Below are 25,432 nucleotides of genomic sequence, written 5' to 3' on the forward strand. Positions count from 1 at the left end.
CTCGTCTTTGAGAGAAGACGGACAATCGGAAATGAGGACAGCGCGATGGAGCCCGAACAACCGAATATCCGACACGAGGTTGCGGTCGTCGGTGCCGGGCCGGCCGGGATCACCGCTGCGCTGCTGCTCCAGGCGAACGGCTTCGACACGGTCCTGATCGGCCCCAAGCCCGCCGCCGACCCGCGCACCACGGCGCTCCTGACCGGCTCCGTCAACGTGCTGGAGGCCATCGGCGCCTGGGAGCGTGCGGAACAGTCCGCCGCCCCGATGCGCACCATGCGCATCGTCGATACGACCGACCGGCTGATCCGCGCTCCGGAAGTCGCGTTCGAAGCCGGTGAAATCGGCCTGGACGCGTTCGGCTACAACATCGAAAACAACGCCCTCAACGCCGCACTGGTGGAGACGGCGACGGCGGCCGGTCTCACCTGGATCGACGCGCCGGTGACCGATGTCGTCCATGAGGGCGGGCGGATCGTCCTTGCCGCCGGCGAGACGTCGGTCTCCGCAAGCCTTGCCGTCGCCGCCGATGGCGCACGCTCCTTCCTGCGCGAAACCGCCGGCATCGGCGTCCGAAGCTGGTCCTATCCTCAGCACGCCTTCGTGACGATCTTCAGCCACGACGGTCCTCATCACGACGCATCCACGGAATTCCATACCCGCTCCGGGCCATTCACAATCGTTCCGCTGCAGGGCCGGCGCTCCAGCCTGGTGTGGGTCGTGCGCGGCGAGGAAGCCGCCCGTATCGAAACGCTGTCCGACGACGAGTTGTCCCGCGAAATCGAGATCCGCTCGCATCGGATGCTGGGCCGGGTCACGGTGGAGGCCACGCGCGGGCTGTTGCCGCTTTCGAGCCAAGTGGCCCGAAAGCTCGGCGCCAACCGCACCGCCCTGGTCGCAGAGGCAGCGCACCGCTTTCCTCCGATCGGCGCACAGGGGCTCAATCTCGGCTTTCGCGATATCGCCGCCTTGGTGGAGGTGCTTTGTTCCGCCCGCCAACGCCGCCACGCCGATCTCGGATCGGAGGCGACCCTTGCCGCCTATGGCCGCAGCCGCCGGGCCGACGTGGAAAGTCGCACGCTCGCCGTCGATCTCCTCAACCGGTCGCTGTTGAGCGATTTCCTACCGGCATCGCTGGCGCGCGGGGTCGGCCTCTTTGCCGCCTCCCGCTTCGCGCCGGTGCGCCGGTTCATGATGCGCGAAGGGCTCGCGCCCACCGTCGGCGCCCCGCGGCTCGTTCGCGGGCTGCCGCTGGATCCCGCCGGATTCGGATCGAAACGATCCGACATCGGAGAACGAGATCAATTCCGGTAGGGTTGAGCGGTCTTTAGACGGACAATCGAGCGCACTCAGAACAAGACCGGCAGCAGGTCGTGGGTGACGAGGTAGAGCAGCGCCGTCACCGTCACCACGGAAACGACGGTGCCGATCAGGACCGCACTGGAGGCGCGCTCCACATAGACCTGATACTGGCTCGCCAGCACGAAACAATTGGTCGCCGGCGGCAGGCCGGCCATCAAAACGGCCGTCGCGATCCACAATGGATCGATTCCGCCGACCCAGCTCAGCACCACGAAGATGATAATCGGGTGCAGCACGAGCTTGATGGCCAGCAACGCCGGCAACTCCGACGGGACCCGCCGGATCGACCGGCTGGAGACGGTCACGCCGATCGCAAACAGCGCGCACGGCGCCGCCGCACCGCGCAGCATGGTCAAAAGCCGGTCCAGCGCCTGGGGCGGTTCGAAATCAATCGCCGCCGCCGCAATACCGGCGATCGTCGCGAGAATGAACGGATGCGTGAAGATCCGCTTCAGGATGACGAAGGCGGTGCGTCCGGCCCCCTCGCCTTCCCGCCCGGCAACCGCCATGAGAACGGAAACGATGACGAACAGGAGCGCGCTGTCGAAACAAAAGATCAGCGCGGTCGGTACCGTCGCAGCCGGTCCAAGGGCCGCCAACGTCAGGCCGGGACCGAGATAGCCGACATTGGAATAGGAACCGACGATGCCCTGGATCGTCGCCACCCGCAGATCGCCGCCGGTTCGCGCCACCCCGACCCCAAAAGCAAGGGCAAACATGGCAAGCGTCACCAGCGTGGTGGACACGATGAAACCCCAGCTTCCGAGCTGCTCGATCGGCGTCTCCGACAGAAGCTGGAAAAACAGAGCCGGCAGGGCGAGGTAGATGACGAAGAAGTTCAGCCACGCCAGCCCATCGGCCGGCAGCCGTATGATCCGCCCGGCGCCGTAGCCGAGAAAGATCAGGCCGAAGAACGGAAAGGCCAGCGAAAGAACGTCGTGCATCGAGAATCGGCGGGCGGTTGGCGGGTCGCTTAGCGCGCACCCACCTGTTTCGCGAATGGCACCAAAACGCAACCGGCGTTATATGGCCCCGCAGCGTCCACCACCCGTCCCGACATCGACGAACAGACGAGATCGAACCGCTTTTGCCAGTCTCTCCCCACTATCCCGGCATTTTCGGACCGGCACGCATGCGGCTCGAATATGCCGGATTGCGGACGCTGATTGCGCCGCTGCAGGCGATGTCGCCCGACCGGGCTTCCGCAGTCAGCGGCTGGCTGTGGCGCCAATTTGCCCCTCATACGAGACGGCACGCCCGAGTGCGCGAGCACATTGCGGCAGCGTTTCCAGAGCTTGCCGCGTCCGAGCGCGACCGCATCGCGCTGGCGAGCTGGGAGAATCTCGGCCGCGTCTTTGGAGAGGCGGTTCATGTCGATCGAATCGCGATGGACCCGGAGCGCGTCGAGCTGCCCGACGATATCGACCACTATCGCCGACTGGCGCGCAAAGGCTGCGTCTTCGTATCGCTTCATCTCGGCAATTGGGAACTGGCGGCTGCCCCTGCCCTTGGCAAGGACATCGCGATCGCCGGCACCTATCAGGCGATCCAGAACCCGCTCGTGGAACGCTACGTTCGCAGCCTGCGCGAACCAATCTATCGCGGCGGCCTGTTTCCCAAAGGCCATGCGGCGGCAAGGCAAACGATCGCGCTGGCGAAATCCGGCGGTGCCGTGGGCTTTCTGGCCGATCTGCGCGAGCGTCGTGGCATCAAACTGAGCTTTTTCGACCGGCCAGCCTATGCCAACCCGTTTCCCGCGGCCATTGCGCGACGCGCCGATGTACCGATCGTGGCCGGCTGCCTGGTGCGAACCAAGGGCGTCCACTTTCGCCTGCATGTGCGCGAAGTGGAGCAGGCACGAAGCAACGATCGCGACCGGGATATCGTCGAGACCACCCAAGCGATCCACGACCTGTTCGAGCACTGGATCCGCCGCTTTCCCGAGCAGTGGATGTGGTCGCACCGCAAATGGGCGCTTCGGCCGGAAGACACTCCAAAAAACGAGCAGCGCTAAAGGCTGGCAGCGTCGCAAGAAGGGGTTGTGCCGCAACGCAGCATCGGCATGATCGACGAGACCGATCGGAATTGGGTCGGCGACCGGTCGGGACCGTCATCAACCCACAAAAAACCAGAACCCATTTCGACTTTCACGGAAAGGCTGACCGGCTCGAAAGCATTATTTTGTAGCAATTTCGAACGGCGAACCGGTGCCCACTTCGCCTGGAAACGCTTGAGAGGAGACGCCTGCCTTGAAGACGCCCCGCAGCTTCTACGAACCGCTCGCCGTCGGCGCTCCCGCGCCCTACCAGACCTTGCCAGTGCAACTGGAGCGGATGATCCACTTCGTTCCACCGCACAACGAAAAGGTCCGCGCCAAGATCCCCGAGCTTGCGACCAAGGTGGACGTGATCCTGGGCAATCTGGAAGACGCGATTCCCGCCGATCAGAAGCTCGCCGCGCGCAAGGGCTTCATCGCGATGGCCGAGGCAACGGAATTCGGCGACACCGGGCTTTGGACGCGGATCAACAGCCTCGACAGCCCGTGGATGCTGGAAGATGTGCTGGAGATCGTGCCCGCAGTCGGCGACAAACTCGACGTCATCATGGTCCCGAAGGTCAACGGCCCCTGGGACATCCACTATCTCGACCAGCTCCTGGCCCAGCTCGAGGCGCGCCACGGCCTGAAAAAGCCGATCCTGCTGCATGCTATCCTGGAGACGGCGCAAGGCGTGGAGAATGTTTCCGCGATCGCGAGCGCGAGCCCGCGCATGCACGGCATGAGCCTTGGCCCGGCCGATCTCGCCGCCTCGCGCGGAATGAAGACCACACGGGTCGGCGGCGGCCATCCGCTGTATCGGGTGCTGTCCGATCCCGATGGCTCCGACGCGGCACGTTCGGCCTACCAGCAGGACCTTTGGCACTACACTATCGCCCGCATGGTGGACGCCTGCGTGGCAGCCAGCATCAAGGCGTTCTATGGCCCGTTCGGCGACTTTCAGGACGCCGAAGCCTGCGAGGCCCAGTTCCAGAACGCCTTCCTGATGGGCTGCGCCGGCGCGTGGTCGCTGCATCCGAGCCAGATCGACATCGCCAAGCGCGTGTTCAGCCCGGAGGCGGACGAAGTCGACTTTGCCAAGAAGATCCTGGATGCCATGCCCGACGGCAGCGGCGCCGTCATGATCGATGGCAAGATGCAGGACGACGCCACCTGGAAGCAGGCCAAGGTCATCGTCGATCTGGCCAAGGCGGTCGCCGCCAAAGATCCCGACCAGGGGGCACGCTACGGGTTTTAGAGGCTTTTATGAACTCCGAATGGAGCGATGCCGCCGCCGCCTTCTTCGCTCCGGAAGGAGCCGATCGATGTGCGCATCGGAGGTACCGGTCGAGATCGGCGACGAACCGGAGCGACAAAAAGCGGCCGGCCCGAAAGGGTGGTGAGCGACGGTCGGCCAATGCGTCGAAAAGCGCCCAAATACGAACGAGTATTCGGATCGCCTTTCTCCTGTTGTCCGCCTCTTTCTCCCCAACGCAGCTTCTGTTCCAAGTCCGTAACAGCCTTTAGGATCGGGTGTGGGCAATTGTCATTTTGGAATTGATGGTTGCAGTGCGCGTGTCGGCGGTTTAGACGGGTGCGCGATTTGATGGCGAAATGCGCCTCGACTTTCGCTCCCACCCTGTGACGGAGATCAGCTTCGCGGGTCAGGCTCCAAGCCGGCCGCCTCACGCGATTCGGGAGGGACGCCCCGAAGGATTGCCAGATGAGCCCCATGATGCGGACAGCGAAATTTCAGATCGGCCAGGTCGTACGCCATCGCTTCTACCCATTTCGGGGCGTGGTGTTCGATGTCGACCCGACATTCGCCAATACCGAGGAGTGGTGGCTCGCGATCCCGGAAGATATCCGCCCGTCCAAGGATCAGCCCTACTATCACCTGTTCGCGGAGAACGAAGAGACCGAATACGTCGCCTACGTCTCCGAACAGAACCTGCTGCCCGACGAGAGCGGAGAGCCGATCCGCCACCCCCAGGTTTCCGAGATGTTCGGCCAGCGGGAAGACGGGATCTATCAGAGCCGGGAAGCCCGCCGCCACTGACGTGCGAGCTCAATTAAGAGCGAGCACACGTCTTTCCGACGAACAGCAGCGGGCGAACCGATCTCCGCTTCGCCTGTATGCACTTTAATTTGCGTCGAACCGGTTGCCGCGTGGGAACTTCGGCGGCGGCAGGCGTCCGGCTTGGGCGCGATCGCCGAGCCAGTCGCGCAGCTCCTCCATGGTGCGCACATGGCGCCTGCCGGAGGAATCGGTCCAGCTCAGGCCATCGTCGGCGGAGAAGACCTTGAGGTCCGCCAGGCCGCCGTCCTTGTAGCGCTGCAGCCGAACGCCGCGGCCTTTGGCCATCTGCGGGATCTGCGCCTTCGGGAAAATCAGGAGCTTGCGGTTCTCGCCCAGCACGGCAACCGTGTCGCCGGCGGCATCCACCACTCGCAGGCATTCTTCCGTGGCACCGACAGACAGCACCTGCTTGCCGCGCTTGGTGTTGGCCACGAGCTCACTTTCCGCCACCACGAAGCCCCGCCCCGCCGTGGACGCCACCAGGAGCAACCCGTTCGGCCGATGGACCAGCACGTCGACAACGTCCTGGCCCTGCTCCATGTCCACCATCAGCCGGATCGGCTCGCCGTGCCCGCGCCCGCCCGGCAGCTTGTCGGCGCCGATGGTGTAGAAACGCCCGCCGGTGGAGACGATCAGGAGCTTGTCGGTGGTCTCCGCGTGCAGCACACGCTTCAGGCTGTCGTCCTGCTTGAAGGCGATCTGGGACGTGTCCTGGATGTGGCCCTTGAGCGCGCGGATCCAGCCCTTTTCGGAGACCACCACGGTGATCGGCTCGCGCTCGATCATCGCCTGGACATCGATATCGCCGGAAATCGCCGGGGCCTCGGCGAAGCTGGTCCGGCGGCGGCCGAGATCTGTCTGAGGTCCGAACGTCTTTTTGAGGTCCTTCACCTTGTCGGCGACCTTGGACCACTGAGCACCGTCGTCGGCAAGCAGCGCCTCCAGCCCGGCTTTTTCCTCCGTCAGGTTGGTGTGCTCCTTGCGGATCTCCATCTCTTCCAGCTTGCGCAAAGAGCGCAGACGCATGTTGAGAATAGCTTCCGCCTGGACCTCGGTCAGATCGAAGGCCTTGATCAACTCCGCCTTCGGATCGTCCTCCTCGCGGACGATCTGGATCACCCGGTCGAGATCGAGATAGACGATCAGGAAACCGTCCAGGATCTCCAACCGGCGGGTGATCTTGTCGAGCCGGTGCTGCGAGCGGCGGACCAGCACCTCCTTGACGTGGTCGAGCCAGGCTTTCAGCGCCTCCTTGAGCCCGATCACCCTCGGCACCGTGCCGCCCATCAGCACGTTCATGTTGAGCGGCACGCGGTTTTCCAGGTCGGTCAGCCGGAACAGCGATTCCATCAGGAGCGCCGGATCGACCGTCTTGGAGCGCGGCTCCAGAACGAGGCGGATATCCTCCGCGGATTCGTCGCGCACATCTTCCAGGAGCGGCAGTTTCTTCGCCGTCAATAGATCGGCGATCCGCTCCACCAGCCGGCCCTTCTGGACCATGTAGGGGATCTCGGTCACCACGATCTGCCAGGTGCCGCGGGAAAGCTCCTCCTTCTCCCAGCGCGCCCGGACCCGGATCGATCCGCGCCCCGTTTTGTAGGCCTCCAGGATCGTGTCGGCGTTTTCCACGATGATGCCGCCGGTCGGAAAGTCCGGTCCTGGCACCATCTTCACCAGCGTCTCGGTCGAGGCGTCCGGGTGCTTGATCAGGTGCAGCGCGGCGTCGGCGAGTTCGGCCACGTTGTGCGGGGGCACGTTGGTCGCCATGCCGACGGCGATGCCGGAGGCACCGTTGGCGAGCAGGTTCGGGAACGAGCCCGGCAGCACCACCGGCTCCTGCTCCAGCCCGTCATAGGTCTCGCGGAAGTCGACCGCGTCCTCGTCGAGGCCTTCCAGGATCAGGCCGGCAACCGCCGTCATCCGCGCTTCGGTGTAGCGCATGGCGGCAGCCCCATCGCCGTCGATGGTGCCGAAGTTGCCCTGACCATCGACCAGCGGATAGCGCACCGCGAAATTCTGGGCGAGACGGACCAGCGCATCGTAGATCGCCTGGTCGCCGTGCGGGTGGAATTTACCCATCACGTCGCCGACCACGCGCGCCGACTTCTTGAACGCCGTGCCGGGATCGAGCCGAAGCTGGCGCATGCCGAACAGGATCCGGCGATGCACGGGCTTCATGCCGTCGCGCACATCGGGCAGCGCACGGTGCATGATGGTCGACAGCGCGTAGGCGAGATAGCGCTCTTCCAAGGCCGCCTTGAGGTCGACCTCTTCGATGCCTTCGCCGTCTGGAATCAGTGTTTCACCCATGGCTCCTGGGTACCTTTGTGTCGTCGGCGTGGCAAGCAGTGATTCGCCCGCAAACCCGCAGCCACCCTGGAATTCAATGGTTCGCGCCTAGACCTCGGGCGACGGCGGAGACGAAGTGCTGGCGCGCGGCCGGCAACGTCTTGTCGGCCGGTCCGAGCAGGCAGACTTCCAGGAAATAGCCGGTCAGGTCGAAGGCGGCGCGCAGCTCCACCGGCGAGGCCGGAGTGGCGCTCTCCCCGCCCGACAGAAAGCCCGGCAGCGTCAAAAGTCGGTCGGCATAGGGCGCGCCCGCCTCACGACTGACGGCGCGACCCGTGCGTGGCGAGACCCAAACGAGATCGGCGGTTACGCCGGTCGCCGCGCAGCTCGCCAGATCCAGCCCGAACCCCACCTCCTCCAGGAAAGCGAGTTCGAAACGCACCATGATCGCGCCGGCCGCGCGCGGCTCGTCGAGATGGTCCAGCATGAGGCCGAGCGCTTCATAGAGGCGCGGATGCGGGTCGCGATCGGGCAGCAAGCGCAGGAGCCCCGCAGCCGCCTGAATGCCGAAGGTGCCGGTCGCCGTTTCCATCAGCCGGCCGGCGCGCGACTGCGCTACTTCCACGGCAAAATTTCCGAGCTGGTCGTCAAGGCGCGCCCGCCAGGTGACGTCCAGGGAATTGCCCGGCTGCAGCCCCGGCCGCAATCGTCGCGACCGCCCCCCGCGCACCAGCCCGGAGGCACGACCATGGGCCTTGGTCAGCACGTCGAGGATCACGCTCGTCTCACCGAACGCGCGGGTGGAAAGCACGATCCCCTCGTCCCGCCATTCCATGGTTTAGCTCGATCTCCGCAAGGTCCCGCCATCGGCGACAAGGGCTATGGCCGAAGATGTTCACTCCGGACATTCCCGCGAAAGCGGGAATCCATAGGGCCTATCAAGTGAGACGCAACTCTTTCGCCGTGCGCGAACCGTCTTCCGACAGGTTACTGCGTGGCCGGAGACCGTGCTCTACCGCCAACTCACTATGGATTCCCGCTTTCGCGGGAATGAGCGGAGTTTCTCCTGCAAACTCAGTTCGAAAAGTCCAACCCCATCTCGCGGTAGCGCTCGGGATCGTCGGCCCAGCGGCTGCGCACCTTCACATACAGGAAGAGATGCACCGGCCGCTCCACCATATGCGCGATTTCGGCGCGCGCGGCCTGGGAGATGGCGCGGATCGTCTGGCCGCCCTGGCCGAGCACGATCTTCTTCTGGCTTTCCCGCTCCACGTAGATGGTCTGCTCGATGCGCACGCTGTCGTCGCGCAGCCGCTTCCACTGCTCCGTCTCGACCGTCGAGGCATAAGGCAACTCGTCGTGGAGGCGAAGCATCAGCTTTTCGCGGGTGATTTCGGCTGCAAGCATTCGCTCCGGCAGGTCGGAAATCTGATCCTCCGGATAAAGCCAAGGCCCTTCCGGCATGCGGCGGCACAGCCCCTCTTTCAGCGCTGGAATGCCGCTGCCGGATTGGGCGGAGATCATGAACGTCTCGTCGAACGACGCGCGCGCGTTAGCCTCTTGCGCCAGCCCCAGGAGATCGGTCTTCGGCACCAGATCGATCTTGTTGAGAATCAGGCATTTCGGACGGCGGATATTCTCCAGCCCCGCCAGGATCTTTTCCGCCGCTTCGTCGAGGCCGCGCTTAACGTCGATCAACGGACAGACCAGATCGGCATCCTGGGCAGAGCCCCAGGCGGTCTTCACCATCGCCCGGTCGAGCCGGCGGCGCGGCGCGAAAATGCCTGGCGTGTCCACCAGGATGACCTGGGTGTCGCCTTCCAGCATGATGCCGCGCACCACCGCCCGGGTGGTCTGGACCTTGTGGGTGACGATCGAGACCTTCATCCCGACAAGCGCATTGACGAGCGTCGACTTGCCGGCGTTCGGCGCGCCGATCAGCGCGACGATGCCGCAGCGGGTCGCCGGCTTCGGTCCGCCCTCAGCTTCGTCCACCGATGTCATCCCTCCAAACTCCTTCGCGCATCAGGACAGCGCGCGCGGCGTTCTGTTCCGCCTCGCGTTTCGAACCGCCCTCGCCGACCCCGTCCTCAAGCCCCGCGACCGCCACCTCGACCACGAACCGTGGCTGATGATCCGGCCCGCTGCGTCCGGCCAGCCGATAAATCGGCGTCGGGCCGCCCCGGCCTTGAATCCATTCCTGCAACGTCGTTTTCGCGTCCCGAATCGGAGTCGCCGCCCGCCGCATTCGCGGCTCCCAATCGCGCACCACGACGGCGCGCACGGTCTCAAATCCGGCGTCGATAAAAAGCGCGCCCAACACCGCCTCGCAGACATCGGCAAGGATCGCCGTCTTACGCCGCCCGCCTGCCTGGGCCTCGCCGGCGCTTAAGTTCAGCGCCCGGTCCAGCCCCCAGTCCTTGGCCACTTCGGCGCAGGTCGCGCCCTTCACGAGCTGATTGTAGCGCTGGGCGAGCTCGCCTTCTTCCGCCTCCGGATAGGCCTGGTAGATCAGGGCCGCGACCGCCAGGCCGAGCACCCGATCGCCCAGAAACTCCAGCCGCTGATAGCTGTCGATCGCCTTGGCCGAGGATGTCAGCGCACTGGCGTGGGTCAAGGCGGTCGCGAGAAGCGAGCGATCCTGGAAGCGATGTCCGAGAACCGCTTCGACCGCGTCGAACGGATCTCCGGCGTGTGCGCTCATAGGGTATTGAAGATCCGACCCCACCGCACGTCCCACGGCCAGCGCCAGACCTGCCAAACCGGTGCCTCGTCCTTGATGGAGAAGAAGATGATCGAGGCCCGCCCGACAAAATTCTCAAACGGCACGTAGCCGACATAGTTGAGGACGCGGCTGTCGGCGGAGTTGTCCCGGTTGTCGCCCATCATGAAATAGTGGCCGGGCGGCACTTCGTAGACGCGGGTGTTGTCCCAGAAGCCATGCTCGTCGGCGTCGAGCACCTCGTAGGAGACGCCGTTCGGCAAGGTCTCGATGTAGCGCGGAATGCGGATCGTCTTGCCGTTCTCGTCGGTGTCGACGAAATCGCCGATCTTACGCCGCTGCACGGGCTCGCCATTGATGTAGACGGTGCCGTCGGTGACCTGGATCTTATCGCCGGGAAGGCCGATCACCCGCTTGATGAAGTCGGTCGAATTGTCGGCGGGAAGCTTAAAGACGGCGACATCGCCCCGCTCCGGCGTCGAAGCCAGGACGCGACCGGAAAACGGCGCGATCCCAAACGGAAACGAGTAACGGCTGTAGCCGTAGCTGAACTTGTTCACGAACAGGTAGTCGCCGACCAGGAGCGTGTCCATCATCGAGCCCGACGGGATGTTGAAGGGCTGGAACAGGAACGTTCGAATAACCAGCGCAATCAAAAGCGCCTGAACGACAACCTTCACGGTCTCGTAGAGGCCGCCCTGCTTCGCGGTTTTTTCGCTTGTCACGCTCATCGGGTCCTTGGGTGTGGCTGGGGCCGACCTCAATCCAGGCCGGCACGGTCATTTCAATACTGCAATTTCGGCCGAGCCGATTCGAATTCGAGCAGGCGTCCCGCCGCGATCCCCACGTCTTGATATCGGGTCGACCGGAGAGGCGCAACGCACCGCTTCGAAACGGGAGCGTCAGCGGCCGGCCGGATCATCGTTCGGCGCCGGCAATGCGGAGATGATGACGAAGGCCTGGGCGAGCGGCCATTCGTCGGTAATGGTCAAATCGATGGTTGCAATGTGGTTCGCGGGGGTCAGCTGCGCCAACCGGCGGGCGGAGTCGCCATGAAGCTCCATCGTGGGCTTGCCGGTCTTCAGGTTGACCACCCCCATTTCCCGCCATTTCACGCCCATACGGATGCCGGTCCCGAGCGCCTTGGAGCAAGCCTCCTTGGCCGCGAACCGCTTGGCATAGGAGGCGGCGCGGTTCGCCCGGCGATCCGAGCGCGCCTGCTCCACCTCGGTAAAGACGCGCTCCACGAAGCGATCGCCGAACCGCTCAAGCGTCTTCTCGATCCGTCGAATGTCGATCAGGTCGGACCCGATGCCGATGATCACGGTCGCTCTCCCGCAGCGGCTTCGGCCCGCGCCGCGTCCATGCGCGCTCGCATTTCTCCGATCGCAGTGGCAAGCCCCACGAACACCGCCTCGCCCACCAAGAAGTGACCGATGTTCAATTCCACCACCTGAGGAACGGCGGCAATCGCAGCGACCGTCTCGAAGGAAATCCCATGCCCTGCATGAACCTCCAGGCCGATTTCCTCGCCATAGGCGGCGGCTTCGGTCAGGCGGCGCAGTTCGGCCTCGGCCGCCTCGCCATCTCCGGCGGCAACCAGATCGCAGTAGCGGCCGGTATGCAGCTCCACGACGGCGGCGCCGAGCTTGCGAGCGACATCGAGCTGACGCGGATCGGGTTCGACGAACAGGGAAACGCGGATGCCGCTGTCGCGCATCAGCCCGACCGGAACGGCAAGGCGCGCTTCTCCGCCGACCACATCGAGGCCACCCTCCGTGGTGCGTTCGGCCCGATTTTCCGGCACCAGACACACGGCATGGGGGGCGGTGCGCAGCGCGATCGCGACCATCTCGTCGGTCGCCGCCATTTCCAGATTGAGCGGCCGAGCGATTTCGTGGGCAAGGCGCGCAATATCCGCGTCGACGATATGGCGACGGTCCTCGCGCAGATGCGCCGTGATGCCGTCGGCGCCGGCATCAATCGCCATTTGCGCGGCCCGGAGCGGGTCGGGATCACGCCCGCCGCGCGCGTTGCGAAGCGTCGCCACGTGGTCGATGTTGACGCCGAGGCGCAGGGGCCGCACCGTTTCCAAAACCATATCCGCCTTACGACTCCAGGCTGGTCTTCTGCGCGCGCAGGGTCTCCAGGCGCGCCTGGAACCGGGTGCGCCGGGCGGTCTGGTAGGCAGAGACCACGTAGCGGGTGACGACGTAGCCGATCGCGCCCACGACCAGGCCCAGCATGGCGCCGCCCACCACCATCGGCACGATTACCGGCCAGATGGATTCAAACGACTTGGCAAACAGCCCCGACGACATATCTGCCGCGGCGACCGCGCTGTTTGCCGACGGCAACGGTGTGCCGAGGACCGTGCGCCCGACTTCGAAGGACGCCGCCCAGATCAGCGGGAAAGTCAGCGGATTGCCGATTGCCGTTCCGAGCGCGGCGGCGATCAGGTTGCCGGCGATCAGGAACGCGACCACGAAACTCAAAATGAAATGGAAACCGACGAAGGGCGTAAAGGAGGCGAACATGCCTGCCGCCACCCCTGCCGCGATGGCATGCGGCGAGGCCGACAGCCGCATGACGCGCTTGCGGAAATAGCGCATCGAACGGCCCCAGGAGCGCCGCGGCCAGAGGGCCACGCGGAGGCGTTCCTTCAATCCCGGTTTTTCGCGGCGACTGAAAATCATGGTCTAAAAACGGCGTGCCCGTCGGCTGGTTCGGCTGCGCATTCAACTCTAGGCGCAGAGATGTTGATTGTTGTTGAAGGAATCCACAGCATCGTGACCGTCTTCAGGCAAAATTCGCATTTGCCTGATTTCAGCCGCCGGCACCGGCCGATCGGAAGATCCGCTCAAGGCAAGTGGCGCGCCCAGCGGCCTTACGCAAGTCCCCGGCTTCCGGGCTTCACCGCCGGCAGCGCCGCAAGCTCTGGCGGAAGCTGGTCGGCGGGATAGGCCGGCACCTTGTAGCCCGCCAGCGCGACCAGCGGCACGCCCACGTCCACCTCGCCGTCGGAGCGATCCACCAGCACGCCGCAGGCCACCACGTTCGCGCCAAGCTTCTCCACCGCCGCCATGGTCTCGCGGATGGAAAGTCCCGTGGACAGGATGTCTTCCACGATCATGACGCGCGCGCCTTTCGGAATCTCGAACCGCCGCAAGCGGAACTCTCCGTCCTCGCGCTCCACCCAAACCGCCCGTACGCCGAGATGACGCGCGGTTTCGTAGCCCGGTACGATACCGCCGACGGCCGGCGAAACGATCAGGTCGATCCCGCCCGGCACCTCCGCGCGCACGCGCTCCGCCAGCGCCTTGCACAGAATCTCGGTCTTGTCGGGATACTGAAAGACCCGCGCTTTCTGCAGGAAAACCGGGCTATGGAGGCCCGAGGTGAGCACGAAGTGCCCTTCCAGGATCGCACCGCACTCACGGAAGATGTCGAGGACCTCGTCGCGGGTCATGCTGAACTGCACCTTTCGGTTCGAAGGAACAAGGCCGGCAGCAGAGCATTGCCGGTTCGCGTCGCGCGTCACGCTTTCCCACAGATCGCGCGGCCATTCCAGGCCTCAGGCGGCGCGACGGCAGAAGACAGACCGCCGCTACCCGCTTACGCGCTGGATATCGGAAATCACCGGCAGGCCGCGAAGCTGCTGAATGATCCGCGTCAAATGCTTCAGGTCGAAAACTTCCAGATCGATGATCATATCGTGGAAGTCGTCTCCCCGCTGGATCATCTTGATGTTGTCGATGTTGCCGTCGTTGTCGCTGATGACCTGGGCGATCGACGCCAACGAACCGGGCTCGTTGATCGCCGCCACAACGATCTGGGTCGGGAAGCGCTGAGGATTGTCCTCGTCGATATCCCAGCGCACATCCAGCCAACGCTCCGACTGGTCGTCGAACTCCTTCAGCGCGGGCGACTGGATCGGATAGATCGTCACCCCCTCGCCCGGCGTCATGATGCCGACAATCCGATCGCCGGGCACGGCTCCCACGTTCGGGGCGAAGCGAACCGGAAAATCGCCGCGCAGGCCGCGAATCGGAAGCGAGGACGGCGCCTCCTTGGCCGCCGGCTTGCGCTTGGCGGCTTTCTTCACCGGCTTCGGCTCGCCATCGACCTCGGCTGTCGGATCCACGGCCTTGACCACTTCGCGCGAGGACAGCTCCCCGCGCCCGACGGCCGCCAAGAGATCCTCCACGCTCGCCTGGCCGAGCCGATTGACGGCGAGATTCAACTGCTCCGGCGTCACGGTGCGCGCCAGGCGCTGGAAGGCGCGTTCCACGATGTGGCGACCGAGCCCGGAATATTGCTGGCGTGAGGCTTCACGGGTGGCGCGCCGGATCGCCGCGCGCGCCTTGCCGGTCACCGCGAGGGATTCCCACGCAGCGGTCGGCCGCTGGGCCTTGGAGCGGATGATCTCGACCTCGTCGCCATTCTTCAGCTCGGTCATGATCGGCATGATCTGACCATTGATCTTGCATCCCACACAGGTGTTGCCGACGTCGGTATGCACGGCATAGGCGAAGTCGATGGCCGTTGCCCCGCGGGGCAACGCGATCAGGCGGCCTTTCGGCGTGAAGCAGAACACCTGGTCGTGGAATAGCTCCAGCTTGGTGTTTTCGAGGAATTCTTCCGGGCTGTCGCCTTCCGACAGAAGATCGATGGTGTGGCGCAGCCACTCGTAGGCGCGGCTGTCGGCGGTCAGCCGGGCGATGTTGCGCCCACCGCCTTCCCGGTCGGTGTATAGGGCGTGCGCGGCGATACCGTATTCGGCCACCCGGTGCATAGCGTGGGTGCGGATCTGGAGTTCAGCGCGCTGACGGCTCGGCCCCACCACGGTGGTGTGAAGCGAGCGATAGTCGTTCTGCTTCGGGGTGGAGATATAGTCCTTGAACCGGCCCGGCACCCCCGGCCAGGTGGTGTGGACGATCCCGAGCACGCGGTAGCATTGGGTAACGTCGTCGACGATGACGCGAAAGCCGTAGAGATCGGAAAGCTGCTCGAAGCTGACCGACTTGCGCTGCATCTTACGGAAGATCGAATAGGGTCGCTTCTCCCGGCCGGCCACGATGGCGGCGATCCCCTCTTCCGCCAACCGCTCGGTCAGGTCTTCCTCGATCTCCTGGATCAGACCGCTGTTGCGCCCGCGCATGCTTTCCAGCCGGGCGGAAATCGCAGCGCTCGCTTCCTGATTGAGCACCTTGAAGGCGAGGTCCTCCAGCTCTTCGCGGATTTCCTGCATACCCATGCGTCCGGCGAGCGGGGCATAGATCTCCATGGTCTCTTCCGCGACCGCGATGCGCTTGTGCGGCGGCACGTAGCGGATCGTGCGCATGTTGTGCAGCCGATCCGCGAGCTTGACCAGAAGCACCCGCACGTCGTCGGCGATCGCCAGCAGCAGTTTGCGGAAATTCTCCGCCTGCTTGGCCTTGCTCGACACCAGGTCGAGGCGTTTGATCTTGGTCAGGCCCTCGACGAGCTTGCCGATCTCCGCACCGAACATCTCGTCGATCTCGGCACGGGTGGCATCAGTGTCTTCGATGGTGTCGTGCAGGAGCGCGACCGCGATGGTCGCATCGTCGAGCCGGAGATCGGTCAGGATCGCAGCGACTTCCAGAGGATGGGAGAAGTACGGATCGCCCGAGGCACGCGTCTGACTGCCATGCTTGTGCATGGCATAGACATAGGCCTTGTTGAGAAGCCCCTCGTCGGCGGCTGGATTGTACCGGCTCACGCGCTCGACGAGTTCGTATTGTCGCATCATGGGTGGCCGCACGCCCCGAACATCGACGGGGCTGGGAGCCGCGAGAGCCCTAAGCGCTCCTCACAGCCGCCAGAACTGAAGGGCCACCGGCCGCGCACGGCGATGGCCCGTTCCCGATCGATCCTGGATCTTGAGAACGTCGCGCAATCCCGGGCTGGGTGCGCGAAACGCTCCGGAACCCGGCGGCCCCCCGACGGCCGTCCGGGCAGTCTGATCGATGGCAGGTCGAAGACGGGGCGACGGCAGAGGTCGCCCCCGTCGTTCCGCTCGCCTTAGAGGTCGTCGCTCTTGTCGGGCGGCACCATGCCTTCCAGACCCTTCAGGAGCTCTTCCTCGCTCATCCGGTTGAACGTCAGGTCGACCTCGTCCTCGCTCGCGCCGCCGGCGTCGGCTGCGATCATCGGCACGGCTTCGGCCTCCGGCTCGTCGACCTCGACATATTTCTGCAGCGAATGAATCAGCTCTTCCTTGAGAACGCCGGTGTTCACGGTCTCGTCCGCGATCTCGCGAAGCGCCACGACCGGGTTCTTGTCGTTGTCGCGATCGACCGAAATCGGCGAACCGCTGGAAATCATCCGCGCCCGATGGCTTGCGAGCAAAACCAGCTCGAACCGGTTATCGACCTTGTCGATACAATCTTCGACCGTCACGCGGGCCATGGGACACTACTCCTATTCCGTCCGGGGAAACCGATGGAAATATCAGCTTGCGTGGTTCAATTGCAAGATGAGGAAGTAGCGTTTTCGGAACGTCGACCCCACATACGTTGACCCGCCCCTCTTGGGGGATAATTCGGGCATCGTCTTGCAGATGATTTTCAAGTGGAATATGTCACGAAAAATACAGGTTCGATTCGAACGCGTCGGCCTCTTTTCATTATTTTAGCCGCCGCTCAAAAGCAGGCCGGCGGACATCGGACCTGCATTTTTATCCGCTCCTGCATTTCAACGTAGAGTACTGCGCCCGGTTTCCGCGTACATATAGAAAGCGTTTCCCATGTTTGACGATCGCGAGCGTATCGCGCTGTTTATCGACGGCGCCAATCTTTATTCAACCGCCAAAGCGCTTGGCTTCGACATTGATTACCGCCGCCTTCTGAAAGAATTCAACTCCAAAGGCTTTCTACTTCGGGCGTATTATTACACCGCGATGATTGAAGACCAGGAGTATTCGACGCTCCGGCCGCTGGTCGACTGGCTGGACTACAACGGATACAACGTCGTCACCAAGCCGCTCAAAGAGTTCTACGACCAGAACGGACGGCGCAAGGTGAAGGGCAACATGGACATCGAGCTCGTCGTGGATGCCATGGAGATGGCCGAGCATGTCGACCATGTCGTCCTGTTTTCCGGCGACGGCGACTTCCGCCGCCTGGTCGAGGCGATCCAGCGACGCGGCCGCAAGGTGTCGGTGGTCTCGACACTGCAGACCCAGCCGCCGATGATCGCCGACGATTTGCGCCGTCAGGCCGACCATTTCCTCGACCTGGTCGACCTGGAAGCCAAAGTGGGCCGCGACCCGGCCGAGCGCGCCGCGCGCGCCGCCGAACGGGCCGATCGCCACCCCCGCGAAACGGCCGATCAGGACGATCTGTAAGGCTGTGTCCGCTCAGGTGGCCGTCATTCCGGCAAACATCCCGGATCCGGGACACGATTGCCCGCTCTGCCCGCGTCTGGCGGACTTTCGGGCCGAAAACCGGGCGATGGCGCCGGAATGGTTCAACGCGCCGGTGCCAACCTTCGGCGATCCGGAGGCGCGGCTTCTGATCGTCGGGCTCGCGCCGGGCCTGAAGGGGGCCAACCGGACCGGCCGGCCGTTCACCGGTGACTATGCCGGCGACCTGCTTTACGCCACCCTCGACAAGTTCGGTTTTTCGACTGGCACCTACCGGGCCGATCCGGATGACGGCCTGGCACTAACGGGGGCTGCCATCACCAACGCGGTGCGCTGCGTCCCGCCACAGAACAAGCCGCTGCCGATGGAAATCCGCACCTGCCTGCCCTTCCTGTCGGCAACGATGGACGCGCATCCAAAGCTTGCCGCGATCCTGGCGCTCGGCAAGATCGCGCACGATGCCACCATCGTAGCCCTTGGCGACCGGCCCGCCCGGCACAAGTTCGCCCACGGCACGGTGCATCAATTGCCGGATGCCCCCCGCCTCTACGACAGCTACCACTGCTCCCGCTACAACACGAACACCGGCCGGCTGACGGCGGAGATGTTTGAGAGCGTTTTTAAGCGCATCGTCGGGGATCTTGGAACCTCCGCCCTCACCAAAACCTCCGCTCATTCCCGCGAAAGCGGGAATCCATAGTGAGTCGGTAGCGAGCCGAGGCAATCGAGTTCAGGGGTGGGCGTAAATGGTTGGAGATTTGGCCAAGCCGCGAACCAGACGCGTCATGGAACTGCCCTATGGATTCCCGCTTTCGCGGGAATGAGCGGAACAAGTAGCCGAATTCGGGGATCGCCCGATCCGGCGAGTAGTTAAACCCCCAGATACGCCTCGCGAACGGCCGGGTCCTCAATAAGCGCCTTGCCGCTCCCCTCCTTGGCGATCGCGCCAGTCTCGATCACATAGCCCCGATCGGCGATCGAGAGCGCGGCGTACGCGTTCTGCTCCACAAGGAACACGGTGACGCCGGCTTTGCGCAGCGTCACGATCGCCTCCAAGATCTGATCCACCAGGATCGGCGCCAGCCCCATCGAGGGCTCATCGAGCAGCAGCAAACGCGGCCGGCCCATCAGCGCGCGTCCGATCGCCAGCATCTGTTGCTGGCCACCCGAAAGCCCGCCCGCCGGGTTGCGCCGGCGTTCCGCCAAGATCGGGAACATCTCGAAAATTCGGCCCAAGTCGGACTGGACCGTATTGCGGCCTTCCTTGCTGCGATAGGCGCCGAGCCGGAGATTGTCCTCCACCGAGAGCGGCGCGAAGATCTGCCGGCCTTCCGGCACCTGGGCGATGCCGAGCGAAATCCGTTTGTGGGCCGGCACCCGGGTGATGTCCGCGCCTTCGAATGCGACGCGACCGCCAGTGACCGGCTGCACCCCGGAAATGGCTCTGAGCAGCGTGGTCTTGCCCGCCCCGTTGCCGCCGACCAACGTTACGATCTCGCCGGCGCCCACCGAGACCGACACGCCGTGCAACGCCTCGATCCGGCCGTAGCCGGAAATCAGAGTTTCAACCTCGAGCACGGGCCGCCTCCTCCGCGCCATGGGTTCCGAGATAGGCCTTGATCACCTCCGGATTGGTGCGGATGGCCTCCGCCTCGCCTTCCGCAAGCGTTCGGCCGTAATCGAGCACATGGATGCGGTCGGAAATCCGCATGACCAGCTTCATGTCGTGCTCGACCAGCACCACGGTGACGCCGCTGTCGGCGATCTCCTTGATCTGATGCTCGATCTCTTCCGTCTCGCGCGGATTGCAGCCGGCCGCCGGCTCGTCGAGCAGCAGGACCTTCGGTTCGGTGGCGAGCGCGCGGGCGATCTCCAACCGCTTCAGCGCGCCGTACGGTAGATTTGCCGCCAGATCGTCGGCCCGCCCCACAAGCCCGATGCGCTCCAGAAGGCGCAGCGCCTCCCGTCGGCTCTCCCGGTTCTGGCGCACGACCGACGGCAGCGACAGAAGATGCGGCACCACGCCCCGCGCCTCTCTCAAATGCCGGCCAACCATGACATTTTCCGCGACCGTCATGCGGAAGAAGATCTGCAGGTTCTGGAAGGTGCGCGACAGGCCGCGCGCCACCAGCCGGTTCGGCGCCAGCCCCGTCACGTCCTCGTCGAACAGCGCGACCCGGCCCACCTTCGGCAGATAGACCCCGGAAATCAAGTTGAACAGCGTGGTCTTGCCGGCGCCGTTCGGGCCGATGATAGAGAAGATCTGGCCTTCCTCGATCGTGAAGGAGACGGAATCGACCGCTTTCACGCCGCCGAAGTCGATGCCGATTTCGGATACTTGAAGCGCGGTCATTTCGCCCCCCTCGCAATGAGTGCGACGAGACTCGGCACGATGCCTTTGCGCAGGAAGATCATGAACACCATCAGGATGAAGCCGAGCGCGAGATGCTCATATTCCTGAAAGGCGGAGAGCGCCTGGGGCAGTGCGATCAGGATCGCCGCGCCAACGACCGAGCCGAAGATCGAGCCCATGCCGCCGAGCACCACCATCACCACGAACTCGATGGAGTGCATGAAGCCCGCCACGTCGGGCGTTATGAAACCATTGAAAAGCGCCAGCATCCCGCCGGCAAGCGCGGTGTAGACGGCGGAGACGATGAAGGCGATCACCTTGTAGCGGGCGACGTCGATACCGGCGACGCGAGCGGCGACCTCGGAATCGTGCAAAGCCCTCAGCGCCCGGCCCGTCGGCGAGTTGACCAGATTGAGCGCCAGCCATGCGCCGAGCACCAACACCGCGCCCGAGATCCAATACCAGTTGTCGACGCCCTTGATCTTGACCCCGAACAGGACCGGACGAGCCACCGTCATGCCATCCGGCCCGCCGGTGAGGCCGGATTCATTGGAAAGCACCATCGCTACCAGAATGCCGAAACCGAGCGTGGCAACCGCCAGATAGTGGCCCTTCAGCTTCAGAATCGGTCGGCCAACGAGAAGCGCGATCACGGCGGCCGCGACCAGCCCGAGCACGAGCGCCAACAGCGGCGATATCCCGAACACGTTCGGAGCCACGGCCGTAGCATAGGCTCCGATGCCAAAGAAGCCCGCATGGCCAAGGCTGACCTGCCCGGCAAAGCCCATGAGCAGGTTCAGCCCAATCGCGGCGAGCGCGGAGATCCACACAAGCGTGGCAACCCGAAGATAGAAGTTGGAGCCGAGCCCGAAGCCGCAGGCGAGCACGATCGCGGCGATCAGAGCCGGCACGGCCAGCGGATGAGAGAAGATGCGCGCCATCGGTCAGACCCGCTCCACGCTGGCGCGGCCGAACAGGCCGGTGGGCATGAAGAACAGCACCGCCAGGATGGCGAGAAAGGCAATCGCATCCTTGTAGTCCGACGAGATATAGCCGGCGCCGAAGGCCTCCAGGAGGCCGATAAGCAATCCGCCGACGATCGCGCCGATCGGGCTGCCCATGCCACCGACCATGGCGGCGGCGAACCCTTTGAGCGCCAGCAGCGTGCCGACATCGTAGCGCGTCAGCGTGATCGGCGTGACCAGGATGCCGGCGAGCGCGCCGATCGCGGCGGAGACGGCAAAGGACAAGCCCACGACATAACTGGTGTTGATGCCGACCAGCTTGGCGGCGAGCCGATTGGCGGCTGTCGCCAGGATCGCCTTGCCGAGCAGGGTCTTGCTGAGAAAGACCCAGAGACACACCACGATCACCATACCGCCGCCGAGCACCCACAGGCTCTGGGGCAGGATCGCGGCGCCCCCGAAAATGATTGGGGTGTCGCCGGTAAAGGGGGGCAGCGTGTGGAACTGCTTGTCGAAGACGAAGCTCGCCGCGCTTCTAAGAAAAATGGAGGCGCCGATGGTGATGATGATCAGTGTGACGGCGTCCGCGCCGCGTGCCGGCTCGATTGCAAGCCGGTGCAGCAGCAAGCCGACGGCGATCGCGACCACGATCGCGGCGACCGCCGCGACGGGCAGCGGAACGCCGGCCGACGCGATGGCCACAGTCGCCATACCGCCGATCATGACGAACTCGCCCTGGGCGAAATTCACCACGTCGGAGGCGTTGTAGATCAGCGTGAAGCCGAGCGCGACGAGCGCATAGACCGCACCGACCGTCAGACCCGAAAACGCAAATTGCAGAAATTCAGCCATAGTATCCGCCCACGCCGCCGGGACGCGAGCGCGCCTTAAGCGGCCCGCCCGAACTGGCAGCGAGAGACTGCCCCTGGAGCGTTTCCTGGCGACATGGAAACCGGTTCGCCGTCCGGAAACGCGTTAAAACAATGAGTTGGAGCCGATCTGCTCGTCCGCGAAAAGCGGAACGGCTCTCGAATGCGTCGCAATCCAAACGAAGGAAGGAAGCGTCCGCCGCGTCGGGCCGGCGGACGCTCGCTTTGGCCGAGCGAAGATCAATTCTCGCCGACGATGACCCAGTCGCCGTCGCGGATCTCCAGCATCTTGAAAGCCGAGACGTCGAGGCCGAGGTGGTCGTCCGGGCTCATGTTGACCTCACCGCCGGTGCCGACGAAGCCGGAGGTCTCCTCGATCGCGTCGCGCACGGCGTTCGGATCGGTGGAGCCCGCCTTTTCGATGGCATCGACCAGGATCATCAGGCCGTCATAGGCATGACCGCCGAAGGTCGAGACAGGCTCGCCCGTGCCGTCCTCGTAGGCTGTCTTGTAACCGACCACGACCTCTTTCTGGGGATCGTCGTCCGGCAGCTTGTCGGCAACCAGCAGCGCGGCGGCCGGCAGGCGCACGCCCTCCGCCGCGTCTCCGGCGAGCTCGATGAAGCTCTTGGAGGCGACGCCATGGCTTTGGTAGAGCGGCACATCGATCCCGAGCTGGCGATAGTTCCGGGTGACGATCGCCGGGCCCTGGCCGAAGCCGGGATTGATCACCGCCTGGACGCCGTCGGTGTTCTTGATCTTGGTAAGCTGCGGCGTCATGTCGGCGTCGGAGGGGCCGTAAGTCTCGTCGGCAATCACCTCGATACCGTAGTCGCCGACCACGTCGAGGCACTGCTCGCGCATCGACTTTCCGAACCCGCCGGTGCCGGAGATCATGCCGATCTTGGTGTAGCCGTTGGCCTTCATGTCCTCGAAGACCTTCTGGCAAGCCATCCTGTCGGTGTGCGGCGTCTTGAAGACAAATTTCTTGACAGGGTCGGTGATGACCACGGCGCCACCGAGCGAAATGAACGGGATCTCGGCGTCCTCCACCAGCGGCACCATCGCCATGGTGGTTCCTGTGGTCGCACCGCCGACGATCGCGGTGACCTCGTCGTCCTCGATCAGACGAGTGGCGAAGGTGCGCGCCTTGTTCGGGTCGCCGCCGGAATCGTAGATCACGAGTTCCAACGGGCGACCGAGCACGCCGCCCTCTTCGTTGACCTTGTCGACATACATCTCCAGCGTCTTCTTCTCCGGATCTCCCAGGAAGGACGCAGGTCCGGTCACGGCCAGCACCGACCCGATCTTGATCGGCTCTTCGGCGGCTGCCGCCGTCAAACCGATCGCAAGTGCGGCCACCGAGGCAGCCGCCACACGCGTCACGCGACGAAGCGTTCTCATTCGATTTCCTCCCATGTTTGTCGTCCTGAAGCGGATCGGGATCAGCTTTCTGCCCTCGCTCCGCTCGAACCTCTTATTGCCGCAGGATGCGGGTTCCGGCCCTGGGTCCTCTTTGCCCGCGGCCGTTGATCTTGCTATCGTGACCTCAGGCCGCCTGCCGGCGCACAGTGGCGACCCGGAACCGGTTGGCGACGAACGCCGCATCGGTTAGGCAGGCCGTGCCCGCCGGGTTTGCGCCAGAGACATGATAGTCGGAGAAGGCCGCCGACTGATTGACCAGGATCTGTCCAGTCAGATTGACCGAGAGCGGCGCGCCGGCATCGGCAAAGGCCGCTTCGGCCGCTTCCAGCTCGCCGGTATCGGTGGAATAGATCGAGGCAGTGATCGCGCCCTTGGTCTTGGCGGCGCCGGCTGCCCGCTGAATGGCATCGTCTGCGCCATCGGTGGCAATCACGAACGCGATCGGACCGAACCGCTCCTCCAAATAGGCCGCCTCGTCCGCCGCATCGAGCTGGACCAGCAGCGGCGTGGCCGTCCGCGCCCCTTCGGGCACCGAGCCACCCGTTACCGGCGCGGAGTCGTGCACCACCTTGCCGAGCGCGCGCGCCGCTTCGATGCGGGCGAGCGTGTCGGGATTTTGGACCGCGCCCAGAATACCCATCGCCCGGTCGGGATCGCCAAGCAGCTTGTCCAGCGCGGCCGCGATGCCGGCCGCGACCTCGTCGACGCTCTTGTGGCCATCATCTGTCTGGATGCCTTCGCGGGGCACGAAGATGTTCTGCGGCGCCGTGCACATCTGGCCGCAATAGAGCGACAGCGAAAACGCGATGTTGCCGCACATGCCCTTGAAGGAGTCCGTGGAGAGCGCCACCACCGAGTTGACACCCGCCTCCTCGGTGAAGACCTGCTTGCCGTCCGAATTGGTCCGGATCCATTCGCCGAAGGCGCGCGAGCCGGTGAAATCAATGATCGCGATGTCGGGATGGGTCACGAGCGCCTGGGTAATCGGCGCGTCGGGCTCGTCCGCAGCGAGCGTCGCCACATTCGGGTCGAAGCCTTGCTCGGCAAGGACTTGGCGGGTGATCTTCACTGTCAGCGCGAGCGGCAGGATCGCCATCGGATGCGGTTTCACCACGACCGAATTGCCGGTGGCGAGATCGGCGAAATAGGCCGAATAGGAGTTCCAGTTCGGGAAGGTCGCGCAGCCGATCACCAGCGCCACGCCACGTGGGACGATCTTGAAGGTCTTGTCCAGCACGGCCGGCGGGTTCTTGCCCTGAGGCTTCTCCCAACGCGCCGCACCGGGCACACGCCGCATCTCGTCATAGGCGTAGGCCAGGGCTTCCAACCCGCGATCCTGGGCGTGCGGTCCGCCAGCCTGAAAGGCCATCATGAAGGATTGGCCGGAGGTGTGCATGACGGCATTCGCCATCAGGAAGGACTGCTTGTTGATCCGGTCCAGGATCTCCATGCAGATCCCCACCCGGGTCTCCACGGAAGCCGCGCCCCAGGCTTTGCCGGCCGCCTTCGCCGCGGCAACCAGGGCGGAGGGGTCGACAGCCGGATAGGTCGTGCCGAGCGCGAAGCCGTAAGGGCTCTCTTCCTTGCCGACCCGGCCGCCAGTGGTCGGCTGATCCAGATCGAACGGGGCGTTCAGGAGCGCCTGGAAAGCAGCTTCCCCATCGGCCTTCGCGCTTTCGCCATAGATCTTGCCGGACGGCATCTCCGGATAGGGCGTCCAATAGCCTCGGCTGTGCGCCGCTTCCACGGCACGCTCGAGGGTCTCGCGATGGCGATCGAACAACTCCGACATGTCTCTCTCCCATGCGCCGCCGGCTTCCAACTCCGGCGATCGGCCGCCTGTCCGCAACGACACCGATCGCGTTGACAGCCCGGCTTTTGAGCCATACTAATTGATTAACCGTCCGGTCAGTCAAGTACTGATTTTCGGACGAGAAGCGGCACG

Annotated in this window: 24 protein-coding genes; 6 read left to right on the top strand and 18 right to left on the bottom strand. The window is 64.5% G+C overall.

Features of this window, described 5'->3' with window-relative positions; all coding sequences use genetic code 11:
* Positions 1 to 45 precede the first annotated feature (45 nt).
* The gene (locus HNS03_RS08115) at positions 46 to 1,314 is read left to right on the top strand and encodes a UbiH/UbiF family hydroxylase (protein ID WP_367194378.1); all 1,269 of its coding nucleotides are present in this window, start codon (positions 46 to 48) and stop codon (positions 1,312 to 1,314) included.
* A 35-nt stretch (positions 1,315 to 1,349) separates the two neighbouring features.
* Here the strand turns inward: HNS03_RS08115 and HNS03_RS08120 are convergent, their stop codons facing one another.
* The gene (locus tag HNS03_RS08120; protein ID WP_367194380.1) at positions 1,350 to 2,306 is read right to left on the bottom strand and encodes an AEC family transporter; all 957 of its coding nucleotides are present in this window, start codon (positions 2,304 to 2,306) and stop codon (positions 1,350 to 1,352) included.
* Between the two features lie 188 nt (positions 2,307 to 2,494).
* On the opposite strand from HNS03_RS08120, the gene HNS03_RS08125 reads away from it, so the two are divergent.
* The 3 genes from HNS03_RS08125 to hspQ all read left to right on the top strand — a co-directional run bounded on the left by HNS03_RS08125 (position 2,495) and on the right by hspQ (position 5,456).
* Entirely contained in the window at positions 2,495 to 3,376 is an 882-nt protein-coding gene (locus HNS03_RS08125; RefSeq protein ID WP_367194381.1) for a lysophospholipid acyltransferase family protein, read from the top strand.
* Positions 3,377 to 3,611: 235 nt separating this feature from the next.
* The gene (locus HNS03_RS08130; RefSeq protein WP_367194383.1) at positions 3,612 to 4,655 is read left to right on the top strand and encodes a CoA ester lyase; all 1,044 of its coding nucleotides are present in this window, start codon (positions 3,612 to 3,614) and stop codon (positions 4,653 to 4,655) included.
* A gap of 465 nt (positions 4,656 to 5,120) precedes the next feature.
* On the top strand, positions 5,121 to 5,456 hold the full coding sequence (gene hspQ, locus HNS03_RS08135) for a heat shock protein HspQ (RefSeq protein ID WP_367194384.1): 336 nt from the start codon (positions 5,121 to 5,123) through the stop codon (positions 5,454 to 5,456).
* An 84-nt stretch (positions 5,457 to 5,540) separates the two neighbouring features.
* On the opposite strand, the gene parC is transcribed toward hspQ, so the two are convergent.
* The 11 genes from parC to rpoZ all read right to left on the bottom strand — a co-directional run bounded on the left by parC (position 5,541) and on the right by rpoZ (position 16,920).
* Positions 5,541 to 7,787, bottom strand: a complete 2,247-nt coding sequence (parC, locus tag HNS03_RS08140) for a DNA topoisomerase IV subunit A (RefSeq protein ID WP_367194386.1) — start codon at positions 7,785 to 7,787, stop codon at positions 5,541 to 5,543.
* A gap of 73 nt (positions 7,788 to 7,860) precedes the next feature.
* Entirely contained in the window at positions 7,861 to 8,601 is a 741-nt protein-coding gene (recO, locus tag HNS03_RS08145; protein WP_367194388.1) for a DNA repair protein RecO, read from the bottom strand.
* A 239-nt stretch (positions 8,602 to 8,840) separates the two neighbouring features.
* Entirely contained in the window at positions 8,841 to 9,770 is a 930-nt protein-coding gene (gene era, locus HNS03_RS08150) for a GTPase Era (protein WP_367194389.1), read from the bottom strand.
* Positions 9,748 to 10,470: a ribonuclease III gene (gene rnc / locus HNS03_RS08155; RefSeq protein ID WP_367194391.1), complete on the bottom strand. Its 723-nt coding sequence runs from the start codon at positions 10,468 to 10,470 to the stop codon at positions 9,748 to 9,750. Before rnc ends, era begins: the two co-directional genes overlap by 23 nt.
* A complete protein-coding gene (gene lepB, locus HNS03_RS08160; protein WP_367194393.1) occupies positions 10,467 to 11,219 on the bottom strand; it encodes a signal peptidase I in 753 nt (250 codons plus the stop codon). The genes rnc and lepB overlap by 4 nt, the downstream gene beginning before the upstream one ends.
* 171 nt (positions 11,220 to 11,390) lie before the next feature.
* Positions 11,391 to 11,813: a holo-ACP synthase gene (gene acpS, locus HNS03_RS08165; protein ID WP_367194395.1), complete on the bottom strand. Its 423-nt coding sequence runs from the start codon at positions 11,811 to 11,813 to the stop codon at positions 11,391 to 11,393.
* Positions 11,810 to 12,589, bottom strand: a complete 780-nt coding sequence (locus HNS03_RS08170) for a pyridoxine 5'-phosphate synthase (RefSeq protein WP_367194396.1) — start codon at positions 12,587 to 12,589, stop codon at positions 11,810 to 11,812. The genes acpS and HNS03_RS08170 overlap by 4 nt, the downstream gene beginning before the upstream one ends.
* Positions 12,590 to 12,596: 7 nt before the next feature.
* Positions 12,597 to 13,100 carry a DUF2062 domain-containing protein gene (locus HNS03_RS08175; RefSeq protein WP_367194398.1) on the bottom strand — a complete coding sequence of 168 codons (504 nt, stop codon included), beginning with the start codon at positions 13,098 to 13,100 and terminating at the stop codon, positions 12,597 to 12,599.
* Positions 13,101 to 13,375: 275 nt separating this feature from the next.
* The gene (gene pyrE, locus HNS03_RS08180; RefSeq protein ID WP_367194399.1) at positions 13,376 to 13,957 is read right to left on the bottom strand and encodes an orotate phosphoribosyltransferase; all 582 of its coding nucleotides are present in this window, start codon (positions 13,955 to 13,957) and stop codon (positions 13,376 to 13,378) included.
* 138 nt (positions 13,958 to 14,095) lie between these two features.
* Positions 14,096 to 16,261, bottom strand: coding sequence for a bifunctional (p)ppGpp synthetase/guanosine-3',5'-bis(diphosphate) 3'-pyrophosphohydrolase (locus HNS03_RS08185; protein ID WP_367194401.1), 2,166 nt, complete (start codon positions 16,259 to 16,261; stop codon positions 14,096 to 14,098).
* 272 nt (positions 16,262 to 16,533) lie between these two features.
* The gene (gene rpoZ / locus HNS03_RS08190) at positions 16,534 to 16,920 is read right to left on the bottom strand and encodes a DNA-directed RNA polymerase subunit omega (RefSeq protein WP_367194403.1); all 387 of its coding nucleotides are present in this window, start codon (positions 16,918 to 16,920) and stop codon (positions 16,534 to 16,536) included.
* A 337-nt stretch (positions 16,921 to 17,257) separates the two neighbouring features.
* Between rpoZ and HNS03_RS08195 the strand changes: the two genes are divergently transcribed.
* Together HNS03_RS08195 and HNS03_RS08200 are read left to right on the top strand one after the other, a co-directional pair.
* Positions 17,258 to 17,857 carry an NYN domain-containing protein gene (locus HNS03_RS08195; protein WP_367194405.1) on the top strand — a complete coding sequence of 200 codons (600 nt, stop codon included), beginning with the start codon at positions 17,258 to 17,260 and terminating at the stop codon, positions 17,855 to 17,857.
* Between the two features lie 4 nt (positions 17,858 to 17,861).
* On the top strand, positions 17,862 to 18,575 hold the full coding sequence (locus HNS03_RS08200; RefSeq protein WP_367194406.1) for a uracil-DNA glycosylase: 714 nt from the start codon (positions 17,862 to 17,864) through the stop codon (positions 18,573 to 18,575).
* A gap of 170 nt (positions 18,576 to 18,745) precedes the next feature.
* Here the strand turns inward: HNS03_RS08200 and HNS03_RS08205 are convergent, their stop codons facing one another.
* From HNS03_RS08205 to paaN, 6 genes are all read right to left on the bottom strand, one after another.
* On the bottom strand, positions 18,746 to 19,453 hold the full coding sequence (locus HNS03_RS08205) for an ABC transporter ATP-binding protein (protein ID WP_367194408.1): 708 nt from the start codon (positions 19,451 to 19,453) through the stop codon (positions 18,746 to 18,748).
* A complete protein-coding gene (locus HNS03_RS08210; RefSeq protein WP_367194410.1) occupies positions 19,440 to 20,228 on the bottom strand; it encodes an ABC transporter ATP-binding protein in 789 nt (262 codons plus the stop codon). The genes HNS03_RS08205 and HNS03_RS08210 overlap by 14 nt, the downstream gene beginning before the upstream one ends.
* Positions 20,225 to 21,169 carry a branched-chain amino acid ABC transporter permease gene (locus HNS03_RS08215; protein WP_367194412.1) on the bottom strand — a complete coding sequence of 315 codons (945 nt, stop codon included), beginning with the start codon at positions 21,167 to 21,169 and terminating at the stop codon, positions 20,225 to 20,227. Before HNS03_RS08215 ends, HNS03_RS08210 begins: the two co-directional genes overlap by 4 nt.
* A gap of 3 nt (positions 21,170 to 21,172) precedes the next feature.
* A complete protein-coding gene (locus HNS03_RS08220; protein WP_367194414.1) occupies positions 21,173 to 22,045 on the bottom strand; it encodes a branched-chain amino acid ABC transporter permease in 873 nt (290 codons plus the stop codon).
* Positions 22,046 to 22,302: 257 nt separating this feature from the next.
* On the bottom strand, positions 22,303 to 23,466 hold the full coding sequence (locus HNS03_RS08225) for an ABC transporter substrate-binding protein (protein WP_367194416.1): 1,164 nt from the start codon (positions 23,464 to 23,466) through the stop codon (positions 22,303 to 22,305).
* Positions 23,467 to 23,611: 145 nt separating this feature from the next.
* Complete coding sequence (gene paaN, locus HNS03_RS08230; RefSeq protein ID WP_367194417.1) at positions 23,612 to 25,279, bottom strand: phenylacetic acid degradation protein PaaN; 1,668 nt, start codon at positions 25,277 to 25,279, stop codon at positions 23,612 to 23,614.
* Positions 25,280 to 25,432 lie beyond the last annotated feature (153 nt).

The sequence above is a fragment of the Amorphus sp. 3PC139-8 genome (genome assembly GCF_040750475.1).
In the GTDB taxonomy this organism is placed as follows: Bacteria; Pseudomonadota; Alphaproteobacteria; order Rhizobiales; family Amorphaceae; genus Amorphus.

Coding starts and splice junctions, on each gene's coding strand:
- HNS03_RS08115 (WP_367194378.1), top strand. CDS start 46: ATGGAGCCCGAACAACCGAATATCCGACACGAGGTTGCGGTCGTCGGT.
- HNS03_RS08120 (WP_367194380.1), bottom strand. CDS start 2,306: ATGCACGACGTTCTTTCGCTGGCCTTTCCGTTCTTCGGCCTGATCTTT.
- HNS03_RS08125 (WP_367194381.1), top strand. CDS start 2,495: ATGCGGCTCGAATATGCCGGATTGCGGACGCTGATTGCGCCGCTGCAG.
- hspQ (WP_367194384.1), top strand. CDS start 5,121: ATGAGCCCCATGATGCGGACAGCGAAATTTCAGATCGGCCAGGTCGTA.
- parC (WP_367194386.1), bottom strand. CDS start 7,787: ATGGGTGAAACACTGATTCCAGACGGCGAAGGCATCGAAGAGGTCGAC.
- recO (WP_367194388.1), bottom strand. CDS start 8,601: ATGGAATGGCGGGACGAGGGGATCGTGCTTTCCACCCGCGCGTTCGGT.
- era (WP_367194389.1), bottom strand. CDS start 9,770: ATGACATCGGTGGACGAAGCTGAGGGCGGACCGAAGCCGGCGACCCGC.
- rnc (WP_367194391.1), bottom strand. CDS start 10,470: ATGAGCGCACACGCCGGAGATCCGTTCGACGCGGTCGAAGCGGTTCTC.
- lepB (WP_367194393.1), bottom strand. CDS start 11,219: ATGAGCGTGACAAGCGAAAAAACCGCGAAGCAGGGCGGCCTCTACGAG.
- HNS03_RS08170 (WP_367194396.1), bottom strand. CDS start 12,589: ATGGTTTTGGAAACGGTGCGGCCCCTGCGCCTCGGCGTCAACATCGAC.
- HNS03_RS08175 (WP_367194398.1), bottom strand. CDS start 13,100: ATGCGCTATTTCCGCAAGCGCGTCATGCGGCTGTCGGCCTCGCCGCAT.
- pyrE (WP_367194399.1), bottom strand. CDS start 13,957: ATGACCCGCGACGAGGTCCTCGACATCTTCCGTGAGTGCGGTGCGATC.
- HNS03_RS08185 (WP_367194401.1), bottom strand. CDS start 16,261: ATGATGCGACAATACGAACTCGTCGAGCGCGTGAGCCGGTACAATCCA.
- rpoZ (WP_367194403.1), bottom strand. CDS start 16,920: ATGGCCCGCGTGACGGTCGAAGATTGTATCGACAAGGTCGATAACCGG.
- HNS03_RS08195 (WP_367194405.1), top strand. CDS start 17,258: ATGTTTGACGATCGCGAGCGTATCGCGCTGTTTATCGACGGCGCCAAT.
- HNS03_RS08210 (WP_367194410.1), bottom strand. CDS start 20,228: ATGACCGCGCTTCAAGTATCCGAAATCGGCATCGACTTCGGCGGCGTG.
- HNS03_RS08215 (WP_367194412.1), bottom strand. CDS start 21,169: ATGGCGCGCATCTTCTCTCATCCGCTGGCCGTGCCGGCTCTGATCGCC.
- HNS03_RS08220 (WP_367194414.1), bottom strand. CDS start 22,045: ATGGCTGAATTTCTGCAATTTGCGTTTTCGGGTCTGACGGTCGGTGCG.
- HNS03_RS08225 (WP_367194416.1), bottom strand. CDS start 23,466: ATGAGAACGCTTCGTCGCGTGACGCGTGTGGCGGCTGCCTCGGTGGCC.
- paaN (WP_367194417.1), bottom strand. CDS start 25,279: ATGTCGGAGTTGTTCGATCGCCATCGCGAGACCCTCGAGCGTGCCGTG.